Here is a 14,983-nt window from a genome sequence, read left to right on the forward strand (position 1 = left end):
GACCCGGGGCCGCGCCGCCCAACGGCCGCTGGCATGACGGGCCGTCGAGCCGGAGCCGATCCGGAGTGTGGGGGAGCGGTGAGCGGTCTTACCGAGGCGAAGCTGAAGTCGCTGGCCGGGACGCGTTCGTTCGAGCGTGGACTCGATTACGTCGACGACGTGTCCGGTCTGGAGATCGGCGACGGCTGGATCAGAGCGTCGGTGCGCGGCACGGAGCGGTACGAGGCGGAACTTCTGCTGGGCGGGCGCAAAGGGCCGACGGGCACCTGCGACTGCCCGTACGGCCAGGAGGGCAACTTCTGCAAGCACCTGGTCGCCCTCGGCCTGACCGCGATCGCCCAGGGAGCCGACCTCCCCGCCCGGCGCGCGTCGGCCCGGGGCCGGGCGCGGGGGTTCGAGTCCTGGCTGTCCGGCCTGACCCGAGACGAATTGCTCGCCCTGCTGAGGGACGAGATGGCCGGGGACCGGCAGCTGCGCCGCCGCCTGGAGGCGCGGGCGGCCGCCGCGCGCGGAGACCTGGCGGAGGTCCGGTCCCGGGTTCGTGAACTCTTCGACATCACCCCGTTCGCCCAGTACGACTATGTCGAGTACGCCGACGCCCACGCCTTCGCCGGCCAGGCGAGGCAGGCGGTGGCCGCGATCCGGTCGCTGACCGCCGCACACCGGGCCGCCGACGCGGTGGCCCTGGCGCGGGAGGCGATCGACCTGCTGGCCGGGGTGATCGAACGCGTCGACGACTCCGACGGATGGCTCGGACAGATCGGCACCGACCTCGCCGAAGCGCACCATGAGGCCTGCCGCGCCGCCCGCCCCGACCCGGAGGAACCGGCCCATTGACTCGTGGCGCACGCCGTCGCCGACGCCTCCGACCTGACCGACCTCGACCCGCTCGACTACACCGACCTCCTCGGCGACCGGGGCATGGCCGCCCTGCGCCGGTACGCGGTCGAGGCGTGGCAGGCCAACCGGACGGGCTGGGCCGAAAAGGATCTGATGCGGCGCCTCGCGAAGTCCGGGCGGGACATCGACACGGTGATCGCCGTCCACGCGGCGGACCTCGCGCCGAACGGCCACACCCACCTGCTCATCGCCCGCGAACTGGACACGGCGGGCCGCCCCGCCGAGGCCCTCGACTGGGCCGAGCGCGGCATCCGCGACACCGACGACCTCGCCACGATCGACACCGCCCTCGTGGACGACCTCGCCGAGCGGTACGCCCGCACCGGCCGGCTCGCGGACGCCGCCACCCTGCGCCGCGACCACTTCGCCGCCTGCCGCACCCTGGCCACGTACCAACGACTCCGCACCGCCGCGCAGGCCGCGACCCGCTGGCCGACCGAGCGGGAGGCGGCCCTGGACCTCCTGCGCGCCGCCGCCGACCGGACCCTCGTCGACATCCTGCTCGACGACAAGGACACGGAAGTGGCATGGCAGGCGGCCACGGCGACCGGCGCCCACGACGGCCAGTGGCTCATCCTCGCCGACCACTCCCGTCCCACCCGCCCCGCCGACGCACTCGCCGTCTACCTCCGCTTGGCCGCCCGCCTCACCCACCAGACCGGCAACCACGCCTACGAACAGCTGGTCAGCCTGCTCCTGAGCATCCGCGACTGCCACCGCCATCTCGGCACGCCGGACGACTTCACCACGTACGTCACCGCCCTGCGCGCGGCCCAGAAGCGCAAGCGGAACCTGATGCGGCTGATGGACGAACACGGGCTGTGAGCGACGAGGCCCGTCTTCGGACCGGCCCGTCGGCCGGCCTCGTACAGGCTGGCCGACGGGCCGTACGCGCGACTGTTACGCGCTGACTCCGGCGGTGTGTTCCCGGTGCCAGCGGAAGAACTCCGCACGGTGCGTGCCGAAGTCGGCGACCACTCGGCCGGCGATCGTGTCGGCCATGTGGCGAAGGTCGTCCGTCGTCGAACTGTGCGGACCCGACGCGAGGGTGCCGTCGGCGGCCACGTAGACGTATCCGTGCTCGAAGAGCTCGTCGCAGCCCATCAGACAGGCGGGCACGATGTTGTCCAGACTAAGGCGTTCCTGCCGGCTGGCCTCGCTGCGACGCTTGACATGAGCCGCGCGGATGAGGCGGCTGGGAAATATGCGGCCGCAGAAGGCGCAGGCGACGGTCGAGCGCGCACCTATGAGGGCTCTGCGCAGCTTCTGCTGCTCACGGCGGACGAACACCTGGGCCACCGCGTTCGTGTCGCCGGTGTGGGCGACATCGCCCGCTCCCGTACCGCCCTGGACGGAGGGCAGACCTGCGGCGAGGCTGGCGACCGCGGCCGAGCCTTGGGAGACGACCGCGGCGCCCTGCTTGTTCGCGGACAGCCGCAGGGCCTCCATGGCGTCGGCCCCCAGGCTCAGGCCCGCGACGCTGTTCTCCTCGCTGAGGGTGTCTATCCCGATACGCTCGGGGTACGTGTCGTCAGGCCAGACCTCGTCCGTGGCCACGAAGAGAGGCCGCGTGATTTGGGTGACGATGACCCGCTGGAGCGTGGCTTCGGCCCATCCGCCCGGAGCCACCCTGCTGTTGGGGCCGCGGTGCCCCAGGATCAGAAAGTCGCCCTCGGCGAGCCCCTGGACGACCTGCCTGGCTCCGGCCCGGTCGAGGGCGCTGCTGCGCCAACCCCACAGGCCCGCGTCGAGCCCGGTCTCGAGGTTTTCCTTGGAAGGGGCGGGGACGTAGATGTAACCGGTCTGCGTCACTGGTTCTTCTTTCACTCGGCCTCCAAGACGGAGGGTTCAGTGGTCGTGCCCTCAGCGAGTCTCTTGACTGGAAGGGGCACGCACTCAACCGGAGTTGAGTGCCGAAGATCGTACCTGTAAGTAAGTCAGATAATCAAGCGTGCGCTTGAGATGGTGATGCCGAAGATGGAGGTGTCCTCCGCGCCTCGCGTCCGACGGGGGCGCGGAGACTCCGTCGAGCCGGGTGAAGGCCGGGCTGCGTAGTCGCCCCAGCTCTGGACGCTTCGGTCAAGAAGATCCGCCGACACTCGGAATGGTCGGGGGAGGTGGAACACGCGCCTTCGTCCGCACGCCTCTCGTCCGGGACGGATGAACAACGAAGACCCCCTGTGTACAGGGCGGAGAGCGTGGCACGTAGGGGACTTATTGGCCTGTGACCTCCACGCGAGCCGTACAAGCGCCATCCGTGGGGCGACCTCACGCGCTACGGGCTAGCGGGCGATCGTGGTGCGTTGACGGGCACTCGCAGACCTGGGCTTGAGAGGACCTTGTGCTGCCCAACGGGTCTGATGGGGCTGCTAGTTGACTAAGATCACACCTCTGCATGGAGTGGCGGTCTGTCGATTCAGTTGAGAGGGGAAGTCTTTGGAGACGGCCCGGGTGTTCTTTGGCCTTGCAGCGCCTTTAGCGGTCTCGTGGGAGCGTGACTGGTTCAGGAAACGGCCGTGGCGGGCGATCGTCTTCACTGTGCTGTACTGCGGCTACGTCATCGTTCCGTACCGGGATGAGGCGAAGCCTTGGGAGGCCCTCGCGGCTGCAGGGCTCGTGGCGGTGGGGGCGGCGCTTCTGCTCCACCTCCCTGGAACGATGTTCGTTGGCTTCTCGGTCACGACGTCTGTGACCAGCGGACGGGTGGCCGCCAGCAAGCTCGGAGGTGCGGTCATCCTCGGGTTTGCGGCTATCGCCGGGATCTGGGTGGCGGCGGCCACAACGGTGAACCTCGGGACTCAGTTGCTGCTCAGTGATCGGGCGAGCGTGATGATCTCTGCCTTGCTCTTGGCGGTCTTCGGTGGTGGGACTCTCGTCAAAGCCGCGACTGATCCGGTGGAGCGTGAGGTGAACAGTCTGGACCCTGGCCCTGCGAAGACGATGGCATTGCAGCTGATAAAGAGCGGCGGCAGGAACATCGGACTGATTGAGCGCGGGATCCTGTTCCTGTTCTTGGCTGCTGGCCAACCCGAAGCCGCAGCGCTCGTATTGGCAGCCAAGGCTCTGGCGCGCGCCCCGGTTGATCACGTCAATCACGCATCCAAATACTTTCTCGTCGGTACGCTGGCCAGCGTCCTTGCTTCGGCGGTCATGAGTATGGCTGCGCGCACAGCGGGAGGGCTGTCCGCACTTTAGGAGGGTTCCTTGGAGCTCAGGCGGCATCCGTTCATCCACAAGTTGCTCTCGCTCGGCTTGCCGGCCGCGGACTATGTGGTGGCTGGTAGTGGCCCCCTTCTCGCTCACGGCCTGAGAGATGAGGTCACGGACCTGGACGTCGTCGCCCGCGGCGATGCCTGGAAGATCGCCACCAGCATCGCTGATCCCGTGCGGGCACCGTCCGGGCACGGCTTTATGGTGCTGCTCTTTGATGGCGGAATTGAGATCTTCGATCGCTGGCTTCCGGGTGGGGCAGGGGTCGATGCGCTGATCGACAGCGCAGAGGTGATTCAAGGGATCCCCTTCTGCCCGCTTGCCGAGGTTCTCGAATGGAAGATCCGATCCAATCGAGAAAAGGACCAGCCTGACATCAGGGCGATAGCGCAATATCTGCACCGTCAGACCCGGCGATGAATCTGCGGTTGAACGCACGTAGGATCCATCTGGATGCCCCTGTGGGTGTCCTTGAAGCGCTTCAGGCTGTGGCGTGCATGGTCACAGACTTCCTTGGTGTCCTCGGATGGCTCCAGCAACGTGGTTGTAGGCAGGAACGCCGCCTTCCCCCACGCCTCGTGGATGACCAGCGATGCGAAGGGGAGCCACGCTGAGACCCGCGACGCTCCCGAAGGGAGAGTCCTGGCCGTCGAGCCCGCGAAACACGCGTCCCATGTACCCGGCATCGGGTGTAACGCCGGCAACGGCTACGCCTTCCTGTGCTGGCAAGGCCCCTCCCAAGCTGCGCTTGGCACGAAGACGATCCCGTTCGCGGCACGGCGCGACTGCTTTCAAGCGTTCCATGCTGTTCGGACGGTGGACCAAGCGTCGGCCCCCGTGTGAGCGGTCCCGGCGCGGTCCAGGGGGACATGTCCGGCGCCGGATGCTCAGCGGGGCAGTGTCGCGTTGAAGCGCCAGTAGTCCGCGTCCGGGGAACCCGTGGTGTGAGGTGCTTCTCTGGGGGGCGCTACATCCGCACCCGCGATCAGTGACACACAACAACAGAGACCCGGACTCAGTAGGACTGAGTCCGGGTCTCTGTGTTTGGCACTCTCGCTGGTCAGCGGGTCGATCACGCTGTCCGAGCTGGAGTGCCCCCGGCAGGATTCGAACCTGCGCACACGGCTCCGGAGGCCGTTGCTCTATCCCCTGAGCTACGGGGGCGTTGTCGCTTGTTGCGGCGACGGGATGAACACTACCAGCTCTCGTAGGGTGCCCGTGAACAGGTATTTCCAGGGCGTCACGAGGGGGGTGTTCGCCCGCACGGGTCGGAAGTGGGCAAAACCCGGACGCAGCCCCTCCCCGCGACCTACTCTCGACGTGTGTCAGGGGTGTCGGGGCGAGTGCTGGTTGTGGACGACAACCGTGTGATTCGCCAGCTGATCAGGGTCAATCTCGAACTCGAGGGGTTCGAGGTGGTGACCGCCGCCGATGGTGCCGAGTGTCTGGATCTCGTGCACGAGGTCCGTCCCGATGTGGTCACCCTCGATGTCGTCATGCCGCGGCTGGACGGGCTGAAGACCGCCGCGCGGCTGCGGGAGGACCCGCGGACGAGTCATCTGCCGGTGGCGTTCATCAGTGCCTGCACCGAGTACGGGGACGGCGGCGGGGATGCTGCCGGGGCGGCCGGTGACGCGTTTCTGGCGAAGCCGTTCGAGCCGACGGATCTGGTGCGGGTGGTACGGCAGCTCATGCACCGCGAGCCCCGGACGTACCGGCAGGGGCGGGGGCGGGCCGGCGGTGGGACCGGTGGCGAGGCCGGCGGCGTCGACGCCGCCGGCGAGGAGCCCGCCGCAGGCGCCGGGCAGGCCGGCGGGGGAGTGCGATAGCGGTACGCGGTGGGCGCCCGGCAGCCCGCCCCGACCCCGCGCGCCCCACACCGCCCACATGTCGAAACCGGTTCGCGTTCCCACCCCCCTCCTCCCCTAGGCTGGTCACGTGACCCCCGCGGACCTCTCCCTCACCGTGCTGCACGCCGTGCGCCGCGCGGTCGACGAGGGTGTGCTCCGCGTCGAGGTCCCCTCGCGCGTCAAGGTCGAGCGGCCCCGGCCCGGGGGTGTGGGCGACTACGCCAGCAGCGTCGCGCTCGGCCTCGCCCGGCCCGCCGGGCGGGACGCCCGCGATGTCGCCGCGATCCTCAAGGACCGGCTGCGCGAGGCGCCCGGCATCCGCGCCGTCGACATCACCGGGCCCGGATTCCTGAACTTCACCCTCGACGCGGGCGACGGGACCGGGGTCCTGCGGGAGATCGCGCGGACCGGTCTCGCGTACGGGCACACCACTGCCCTCGCCGGCACCCGCGTCCGGTTCCACGCCTCCACCGAGCCCCGCGCCGCCCTCCTTGCCGAGACCGCCGCGGCCCTCCTGCGGGCCCAGGGCGCCGACGCCGGCATCGATACGGGACTCGGCGACGACCAGGATGGCGACGCCGAGCGGCTTCCCGCCCTCCCCGCGCCCTACGAGCCCCACCTCCTCGGCGTCGACGCCGCCCGCTGGGCGCTGCTGCGGCCCGCCGCGCACGACCGCGCGCTGCCCGGAGCGCCCCTGCTCGTCCAGCACGAGCGCAACGCGCTCTTCCGGGTGCGGTACGCGCACTCCCGTGCCCGCGCCCTCGTCCGCAACGCCGCGCAGCTCGGGTTCGCCCCCTCGTACGAGACCGCGGACGCATACGCGCACACGCACGCACGCGCACACGCGAGCGCCCCCGCCCCCACGGCCGCCCCCGCGCACGCCCCCGCGCCCCCCGCCCCCCTCCCCACCCTCCTCGGCGACCACCCCGCCGTCCTCCTCCTCGCCGCCCGCCACCGCGCCCCCGACCGGGTCGCCCGGCACCTGGAGGCCGTCGCCGACGCGCTCCTCGCCTACCAGCACACCGTCCTGCCCCTCGGCGACGAGAAACCCTCGGCCGCCCACCGCTCCCGGCTCGCGCTCGCCGAAGCCGCCGGGACGGTGCTGGCCGGCGGCCTCTCCCTGCTCGGCATCAGCGCACCCGACCAGATCTGAAAGAGCCGTCATGAGCCGATCCGCCCACCCCGCGGGGCCCCGCTACGCCGACGTCCTCCCCGAGGGCCACTTCGCCGCTCCGCCCACCGACCTCAACCGCCTCGACCCCAAGGTCTGGTCCCGTACGGTCGGCCGCGACGCCGACGGCGTCGTGACGGTCGCCGGGATCCCGGTGACCCGGCTCGCCGAGGAGTTCGGCACCCCCGCCTACATCCTCGACGTCGACGACTTCCGCGCCCGCTGCCGGGCCTGGGCCGACGCGTTCGGCGAGGACGCGGACGTGTTCTACGCGGGCAAGGCGTTCCTCTCCCGCGCGATCGTCCGCTGGCTCACCGAAGAGGGGCTCAACCTGGACGTCTGCTCCGGCGGCGAGCTGTCGACCGCGCTGTCGGCCGGGATGCCCGCCGAGCGGATCGCCTTCCACGGCAACAACAAGACGACCGCCGAGATCACCCGGGCCGTCGAGGCCGGGGTCGGCCGGATCGTCCTCGACTCTTTCCAGGAGATCGTGCGCGTCGCGCACATCGCGCAGTCCCTCGGCAAGCGCCAGCGCGTCCAGATCCGGGTCACCGTCGGCGTCGAGGCGCACACCCACGAGTTCATCGCGACCGCGCACGAGGACCAGAAGTTCGGGATCGCGCTGGCCGGCGGACAGGCCGCCGAGGCGGTGCGCCGGGCGCTCGGGCTCGACGGGCTTGAGCTGGTCGGCATCCACTCGCACATCGGCTCGCAGATCTTCGACATGGCCGGTTTCGAGGTGTCCGCGCGCCGGGTGGTGCAGCTGCTCGCCGAGATCCGCGACGAGCACGGTGTGGAGCTGCCGGAGATCGACCTCGGCGGCGGCCTCGGCATCGCGTACACCTCCGACGACGACCCGCGCGAGCCGCACGACATCGCCAAGGCACTCACCGGCATCGTGGCCCGCGAGTGCGAGGCGGCCGGGCTGCGTACGCCGCGCATCTCCGTCGAGCCGGGCCGCGCGATCGTCGGCCCGACCGCCTTCACGCTCTACGAGGTGGGCACGATCAAGCCACTGGAGGGGCTGCGGACGTACGTCTCCGTCGACGGCGGCATGTCCGACAACATCCGCACCGCGCTGTACGACGCCGAGTACAGCGTCGCGCTGGTCTCCCGCCGCAGCGACGCCGAGCCGATGCTGTCCCGGGTGGTCGGCAAGCACTGCGAGAGCGGCGACATCATCGTCCGCGACGCCTTCCTGCCCGCCGACGTGGCGCCCGGCGACCTGCTCGCGGTGCCCGCCACCGGCGCGTACTGCCGCTCCATGGCCAGCAACTACAACCACGCCCTGCGGCCGCCGGTCGTGGCCGTCCAGGGCGGGGCGTCGAGGGTCATCGTTCGACGCGAGACAGAGGAAGATCTTCTGCGACTCGACGTTGGATGATGAAATAGTCATGTGACGGAATCGATGTCTCACGATCCGGACTTGGCGTGGAATCGCCTATTTGGTGAGTGAGACTGGTTCCAACCGTGGGGAACACGCCCGTAGCGATACGGATCAGACCGTAGCGATACGGATCAGAAGGTACGAGAAACGAGGTCGATGATGCGTACGCGTCCGCTGAAGGTGGCGCTGCTGGGCTGTGGTGTGGTCGGCTCAGAGGTGGCGCGCATCATGACGACGCACGCCGACGACCTCGCGGCGCGCATCGGCGCCCCGGTCGAGCTGGCCGGGGTCGCCGTGCGCCGCCCCGACAAGGTGCGCGGCGGGATCCCCGCCGAGCTGATCACCACCGACGCGACCGCCCTCGTCAAACGCGGCGACATCGACGTCGCGATCGAGGTCATCGGCGGTATCGAGCCGGCCCGCACCCTCATCACCACCGCCTTCGAGCACGGCGTCTCCGTCGTCTCCGCCAACAAGGCGCTGCTCGCCCAGGACGGCGAGGCCCTGCACGCCGCCGCCGAGCGGCACGGCCAGGACCTCTACTACGAGGCCGCCGTCGCCGGCGCCATCCCGCTGATCCGCCCGCTGCGCGAGTCCCTCGCCGGCGACAAGATCAACCGCGTGATGGGCATCGTCAACGGCACGACGAACTTCATCCTCGACAAGATGGACACCTCCGGCGCCGGCTACAACGAGGCACTGGACGAGGCCACCGCGCTCGGGTACGCCGAGGCCGACCCGACCGCCGACGTCGAGGGCTTCGACGCCGCCGCCAAGGCCGCCATCCTGGCCGGAATCGCCTTCCACACGCGCGTACGTCTCGACGACGTCTACCGCGAGGGCATGACCGAGGTCACCGCCGCCGACTTCGTCTCCGCCGCGCGCATGGGCTGCACCATCAAGCTGCTCGCCATCTGCGAGCGGGCCGCCGACGGCGAGTCCGTCACCGCGCGCGTGCACCCCGCGATGATCCCGCTCAGCCACCCGCTCGCCTCCGTCCGCGGCGCGTACAACGCCGTCTTCGTCGAGGCGGAGGCCGCCGGGCAGCTCATGTTCTACGGCCCCGGGGCGGGCGGCGCGCCGACCGCCTCGGCCGTGCTCGGCGACCTCGTCGCCGTGTGCCGCAACAAGCTCAACGAGGCCACCGGCCCCGGCGAGTCCGCGTACACCCAGTTGCCCGTGAGCTCCATGGGCGACGTGGTCACGCGGTACCACATCAGTCTCGACGTGGCCGACAAGCCGGGCGTGCTCGCCCAGGTGGCGACGGTCTTCGCCGAGCACGGCGTGTCGATCGACACCGTCCGTCAGACGGGCAAGGACGGCGAGGCCTCCCTCGTCGTCGTCACCCACCGCGCGCCCGACGCCGCCCTCTCCGGGACCGTCGAGGCGCTGCGCAAGCTCGACACCGTGCGCGGTGTCGCCAGCATCATGCGTGTTGAAGGGGAGTAAGGACCCATGACCACCAAGGGCACCCACCAGTGGCGCGGCATCATCGAGGAGTACCGGGACCGTCTTCCGGTCACGGACACGACGCCGGTCGTCACACTTCGTGAGGGCGGTACGCCGCTCGTTCCCGCCCAGGTCCTCTCCGAGCGCACGGGCTGCGAGGTGCACCTCAAGGTCGAGGGGGCCAACCCCACCGGTTCCTTCAAGGACCGCGGCATGACCATGGCCATCTCCAAGGCCAAGGAGGAGGGCGCGCAGGCCGTCATCTGCGCCTCCACCGGCAACACCTCGGCCTCCGCCGCCGCGTACGCGGTGCGCGCCGGCATGGTCTCCGCGGTGCTGGTGCCGCAGGGCAAGATCGCGCTCGGCAAGATGGGCCAGGCCCTCGTGCACGGCGCGAAGATCCTCCAGGTCGACGGCAACTTCGACGACTGCCTCACGCTCGCCCGCTCGCTGTCCGAGAACTACCCGGTGGCGCTGGTCAATTCGGTGAACCCGGTCCGTATCGAGGGCCAGAAGACGGCCGCCTTCGAGATCGTGGACATGCTCGGCGACGCCCCCGACATCCACGTCCTGCCGGTCGGCAACGCGGGCAACATCACCGCCTATTGGCGCGGGTACCGCGAGTATGCGGCCGACGGCCTGGCCACCCACACCCCGCGCATGTGGGGCTTCCAGGCCGCCGGTTCGGCGCCGCTGGTGCGCGGCGAGGTCGTCAAGGACCCGTCGACGATCGCCACCGCGATCCGTATCGGCAACCCGGCCTCGTGGGACTACGCGATCGCCGCGCGCGACGAATCGGGCGGTCTCATCGACGAAGTGACGGACCGTGAGATTCTCCAGGCCTACCGTCTGCTGGCCTCCCAGGAGGGCGTGTTCGTCGAGCCGGCCTCGGCCGCCTCGGTCGCCGGTCTGCTGAAGGCCGCCGCGCAGGGTCTGGTCGACCCGGGCCAGAAGATCGTCTGCACGGTCACGGGCAACGGTCTGAAGGACCCCGACTGGGCCGTCGCCGGCGCCCCGCAGCCGGTCACCGTCCCGGTCGACGCCGCGACCGCCGCCGAGCGCCTCGGCCTCGCCTGATCCGCTTCATCTGATCCGGTCCGGCATCGCCGGGCCGGATCGCGCTTCACCAGGGCATGGTCCGGCGGCCCGGTCCACCCGACCGGCCCGCCCACCCGATCGATCCGATCCGGCCGAATCCGATTCGGCCGGAACCCGGTCCCTGTCTGTTCCTGATCGCGAGTCAAACCCGCCCAGGAGCCGACAGAGGGGCACAGGACGGTGTGCGACACGCATCGTGCGCCTCCTGTGCGCCCTATGTCGCCGCAGAACCTTCCTTGGATAGGCTGTGGCGAACCCGCCCCGCCGCATATGCGCGGCGCTGTTGCCGTTGCCGCCCCAGGGGCGCGAACGGTCCGGGGTTCCGGGTGACCCCGCCGAAAAATCCACCGAACAACCTCGCACGTCAAGGAGAGTCAACGAGCGATGGCCGGTCCCGCGTTCCGCGCCGCCGCCGTACGGGTGCGCGTCCCCGCCACCAGCGCCAATCTGGGCCCGGGCTTCGACGCCCTCGGCCTGTCGCTGGGTCTGTACGACGACGTCGTCGTCCGGGTCGCCGACTCCGGGCTGCACATCGACATCGCCGGAGAAGGCGCCGACAACCTTCCGCGCGACGAGAGCCACCTGCTCGTACGCTCGATGCGCACGGCCTTCGACCTGCTCGGCGGACAGCCGCGCGGCCTCGAGGTCGTCTGCGCCAACCGCATCCCGCACGGTCGCGGCCTCGGCTCGTCCTCCGCCGCCATCTGCGCCGGCATCGTCGCCGCCCGCGCCGTGACGATAGGCGGCGACAGCCGGCTCGACGCGACCCGGCTGCTCGAACTGGCCACCGAGATCGAGGGCCACCCCGACAACGTCGCCGCCTGTCTGCTCGGCGGATTCACACTCGCCTGGACCGAGTCCGGCGCCGCGCGGGCCATCAGGATGGAGCCCGCCGATTCCATCGTTCCGGTGGTTTTCGTGCCCGGGAAGCCCGTACTGACCGAGACCGCCCGCGGTCTGCTCCCGCGCACCGTCCCGCACGTGGACGCCGCCGCCAACGCCGGCCGTGCCGCGCTCCTCGTCGAGGCGCTGACCCGCCGCCCCGAGCTGCTGCTCGCGGCCACCGAGGACCGGCTGCACCAGGAGTACCGGGCGCCCGCGATGCCGGAGAGCGTCGCCCTGGTGAACCGGCTGCGGGCGGACGGGGTGCCCGCGGTCATCTCCGGCGCGGGCCCCACGGTGCTCGCGCTGGCCGACGCCGAGACGGCCGACAAGGTCGCGCTGCTGGCGGGCGAGGGCTGGGCCGCGAACCGGCTCGACCTCGACATGTCCGGGGCGAGTGTGCTGCCGCTCGCTTCCTGACCCGCGGTCTCGGCCGCCCGGTCCGGGCGGCCGCCGCGGCCGTACGTCCTCTCACCAGGGACGTAAGGACACGAGATTGCCGGTGACGGAGAGGGGGAATGTTTGTTGGAGCCGGTAGTGTTAACCTCATGTCTGCACCCGACGTCTTCATGGCGCGGTGCTGAGAGTCCCCATCAGGGACCACCCGTTCTTCCGGGAGCCTCCTCCACTGCCTGAGCAGCCTGCCTGAGCAGTTTCGAGCACGCTCCGGAACCGGCACGACACCCCTCGCTTCTCTCGCCGAGGGCCGAGCAGGGGGCGCTCGGGCCGGACCCACAGCACGTTTTTCTTTCTTTCCGCCGTACCCGGCGGGACCACCGCCCCGACACGGTCCACCAAGCAGGGCCGCTGCCGGACAGCACGACCGGTCGCCGAGCCAGATGGCCGACGTCCGCTCCAGGGAAGGACCCTTCGTGAGCGACACCACCGATCTGATGGGCGTGACTGCCGACAATTCTGTCGACGCCGCCGCGCCCGCCGCAGGTGCTGCCTCCGGCACCACCACACGGCGCCGCCGCTCCGGCACCGGCCTTGAGGGCATGGTCCTGGCCGAGCTGCAGCAGGTCGCGTCCGGCCTCGGCATCAGGGGCACCGCGCGGATGCGCAAGGGCCAGCTGATCGAGGTCATCAAGGAGGCGCAGGCCGGGGGCTCCGGTTCCGCCGCCTCTTCCGCCTCCGCCGACACGGCCGAGGCCAAGCCGAAGCGCCGCGCCACCTCCAAGGCCCGTACGGCCGAGAGCGCCGACGCCGCGCCGAAGGTCGCCGACAAGGCCGTCAAGGCCGAGAAGTCCGCGCCGGTCGCCCAGCAGCAGATCGAGATCCCCGGTCAGCCTGCCAGTGACGACGCCCCGGCCGGCGAGCGCCGCCGCCGTCGCGCCACCGCCCCGGCCGGTTCGCCGGACGGCGCCGAGGCCAAGGGCGAGACCGCCCAGGCCGTCAAGACCGAGACCCGCACCGAGGCCCGCGAGGCCCGTGCCGAGCGCGGCGAGGCCAAGGCCGAGCAGCAGGGCCAGGCGCAGGGCGAGGCCCGTTCCGAGGCCGCCGGCGACGGCGCCGAGGGCCGGGGCCGCCGTGACCGCGGCGAGCGCGGTGACCGTGGCGAGCGCGGCGAGCGCGGCGAGCGCGGCGACCGTCAGGGCCGCCGGGACCGTCAGCGCGACCGCGGCAAGGGCGACGACCAGCAGGGCGGCCAGCGCAAGGAGCGCCAGGGCCAGGGTCAGGGTCAGGGTCAGAGTCAGGGCCAGGGCAGCCAGCAGTCCGGCCCGCAGGACGACTTCGACGACGACGGCGGCCGTCGTGGCCGTCGCGGGCGCTACCGCGACCGCCGCGGCCGTCGTGGCCGTGACGACTTCCCGGGCGCCGGCGAGCCGCAGGTCTCCGAGGACGACGTCCTGATCCCCGTCGCGGGCATCCTCGACATCCTCGACAACTACGCGTTCATCCGGACCTCCGGCTACCTGCCCGGCCCGAACGACGTCTACGTCTCCCTCGCCCAGGTCCGCAAGAGCGGTCTGCGCAAGGGCGACCATGTCACCGGCGCCGTGCGCCAGCCGAAGGACGGCGAGCGCCGCGAGAAGTTCAACGCGCTGGTGCGCCTCGACTCCGTCAACGGCATGGCGCCGGAGTCCGGCCGCGGCCGTCCCGAGTTCAACAAGCTGACCCCGCTCTACCCGCAGGACCGGCTCAGCCTGGAGACCGACCCGGGTGTGCTGACCACGCGGATCATCGACCTCGTGTCGCCGATCGGCAAGGGCCAGCGCGGTCTGATCGTGGCCCCGCCGAAGACCGGCAAGACCATGATCATGCAGGCGATCGCCAACGCGATCACCCACAACAACCCCGAGTGCCACCTGATGGTCGTCCTGGTCGACGAGCGTCCGGAAGAGGTCACCGACATGCAGCGGTCGGTCAAGGGCGAGGTCATCTCCTCGACCTTCGACCGTCCGGCCGAGGACCACACCACCGTCGCCGAGCTGGCCATCGAGCGCGCCAAGCGCCTGGTCGAGCTGGGTCACGACGTGGTCGTCCTGCTCGACTCCATCACCCGCCTGGGCCGCGCGTACAACCTCGCGGCGCCCGCCTCCGGCCGCATCCTGTCCGGTGGTGTCGACTCGACCGCGCTCTACCCGCCGAAGCGCTTCTTCGGTGCCGCGCGCAACATCGAGGACGGCGGCTCGCTGACCATCCTGGCCACCGCGCTGGTCGACACCGGCTCGCGCATGGACGAGGTGATCTTCGAGGAGTTCAAGGGCACCGGCAACATGGAGCTCAAGCTCGACCGGAAGCTCGCCGACAAGCGCATCTTCCCGGCCGTCGACGTCGACGCCTCGGGTACGCGCAAGGAGGAGATCCTGCTCGGCAGCGAGGAGCTGGCGATCACCTGGAAGCTCCGCCGGGTGCTGCACGCGCTCGACCAGCAGCAGGCGATCGAGCTGCTGCTCGACCGACTCAAGAAGTCGAAGTCGAACGCCGAGTTCCTGATGCAGATCCAGAAGACGACGCCTGGCGCCAACAACGACTGACGCGAGACGTCGGTCACTCCGGGGAGGGAGGGGCAGGAGAGCGGGAGACCGCGCC

General features: G+C 70.7%; 10 protein-coding genes, 1 tRNA gene and 1 pseudogene. 10 read left to right on the plus strand and 2 right to left on the minus strand.

The features are described from left to right. The first annotated feature begins 78 nt into the window (after window positions 1-78). A pseudogene (locus ACGFRB_RS08800) lies at window positions 79-1,725 on the plus strand (SWIM zinc finger domain-containing protein). Between the two features lie 75 nt (window positions 1,726-1,800). On the opposite strand, the gene ACGFRB_RS08805 reads toward ACGFRB_RS08800, so the two are convergent. Then, window positions 1,801-2,712, minus strand: coding sequence for a hypothetical protein (locus ACGFRB_RS08805; protein WP_393240840.1), 912 nt, complete (start codon window positions 2,710-2,712; stop codon window positions 1,801-1,803). Window positions 2,713-3,351: 639 nt separating this feature from the next. Here ACGFRB_RS08805 and ACGFRB_RS08810 point away from each other — a divergent pair. Next, entirely contained in the window at window positions 3,352-4,095 is a 744-nt protein-coding gene (locus ACGFRB_RS08810) for a hypothetical protein (protein ID WP_393240843.1), read from the plus strand. A 9-nt stretch (window positions 4,096-4,104) separates the two neighbouring features. After that, the gene (locus tag ACGFRB_RS08815) at window positions 4,105-4,530 is read left to right on the plus strand and encodes a hypothetical protein (RefSeq protein ID WP_393240846.1); all 426 of its coding nucleotides are present in this window, start codon (window positions 4,105-4,107) and stop codon (window positions 4,528-4,530) included. A 672-nt stretch (window positions 4,531-5,202) separates the two neighbouring features. Here ACGFRB_RS08815 and ACGFRB_RS08820 read toward each other — a convergent pair. Beyond that, window positions 5,203-5,274, minus strand: a tRNA-Arg gene (locus tag ACGFRB_RS08820). Window positions 5,275-5,384: 110 nt separating this feature from the next. Here ACGFRB_RS08820 and ACGFRB_RS08825 point away from each other — a divergent pair. The 7 genes from ACGFRB_RS08825 to rho all read left to right on the plus strand — a co-directional run bounded on the left by ACGFRB_RS08825 (window position 5,385) and on the right by rho (window position 14,928). Continuing rightward, window positions 5,385-5,939: a response regulator gene (locus ACGFRB_RS08825; protein WP_393240848.1), complete on the plus strand. Its 555-nt coding sequence runs from the start codon at window positions 5,385-5,387 to the stop codon at window positions 5,937-5,939. Window positions 5,940-6,048: 109 nt separating this feature from the next. Continuing rightward, a complete protein-coding gene (nrtL, locus tag ACGFRB_RS08830; protein WP_393240851.1) occupies window positions 6,049-7,113 on the plus strand; it encodes an ArgS-related anticodon-binding protein NrtL in 1,065 nt (354 codons plus the stop codon). A 10-nt stretch (window positions 7,114-7,123) separates the two neighbouring features. Next, window positions 7,124-8,515 (plus strand): diaminopimelate decarboxylase, encoded by a 1,392-nt coding sequence (gene lysA, locus ACGFRB_RS08835; protein ID WP_393240854.1) that lies wholly within the window; start codon window positions 7,124-7,126, stop codon window positions 8,513-8,515. 162 nt (window positions 8,516-8,677) lie between these two features. Continuing rightward, window positions 8,678-9,967 carry a homoserine dehydrogenase gene (locus ACGFRB_RS08840; protein ID WP_363001781.1) on the plus strand — a complete coding sequence of 430 codons (1,290 nt, stop codon included), beginning with the start codon at window positions 8,678-8,680 and terminating at the stop codon, window positions 9,965-9,967. Between the two features lie 6 nt (window positions 9,968-9,973). Beyond that, on the plus strand, window positions 9,974-11,044 hold the full coding sequence (gene thrC / locus ACGFRB_RS08845) for a threonine synthase (protein ID WP_363001320.1): 1,071 nt from the start codon (window positions 9,974-9,976) through the stop codon (window positions 11,042-11,044). Between the two features lie 405 nt (window positions 11,045-11,449). After that, window positions 11,450-12,367: a homoserine kinase gene (gene thrB, locus ACGFRB_RS08850; protein WP_363001319.1), complete on the plus strand. Its 918-nt coding sequence runs from the start codon at window positions 11,450-11,452 to the stop codon at window positions 12,365-12,367. Window positions 12,368-12,819: 452 nt separating this feature from the next. Next, the gene (rho, locus tag ACGFRB_RS08855; RefSeq protein ID WP_393240858.1) at window positions 12,820-14,928 is read left to right on the plus strand and encodes a transcription termination factor Rho; all 2,109 of its coding nucleotides are present in this window, start codon (window positions 12,820-12,822) and stop codon (window positions 14,926-14,928) included. Window positions 14,929-14,983 lie beyond the last annotated feature (55 nt).

The sequence above is a fragment of the Streptomyces sp. NPDC048718 genome (genome assembly GCF_043198875.1).
In the GTDB taxonomy this organism is placed as follows: Bacteria; Actinomycetota; Actinomycetes; order Streptomycetales; family Streptomycetaceae; genus Streptomyces.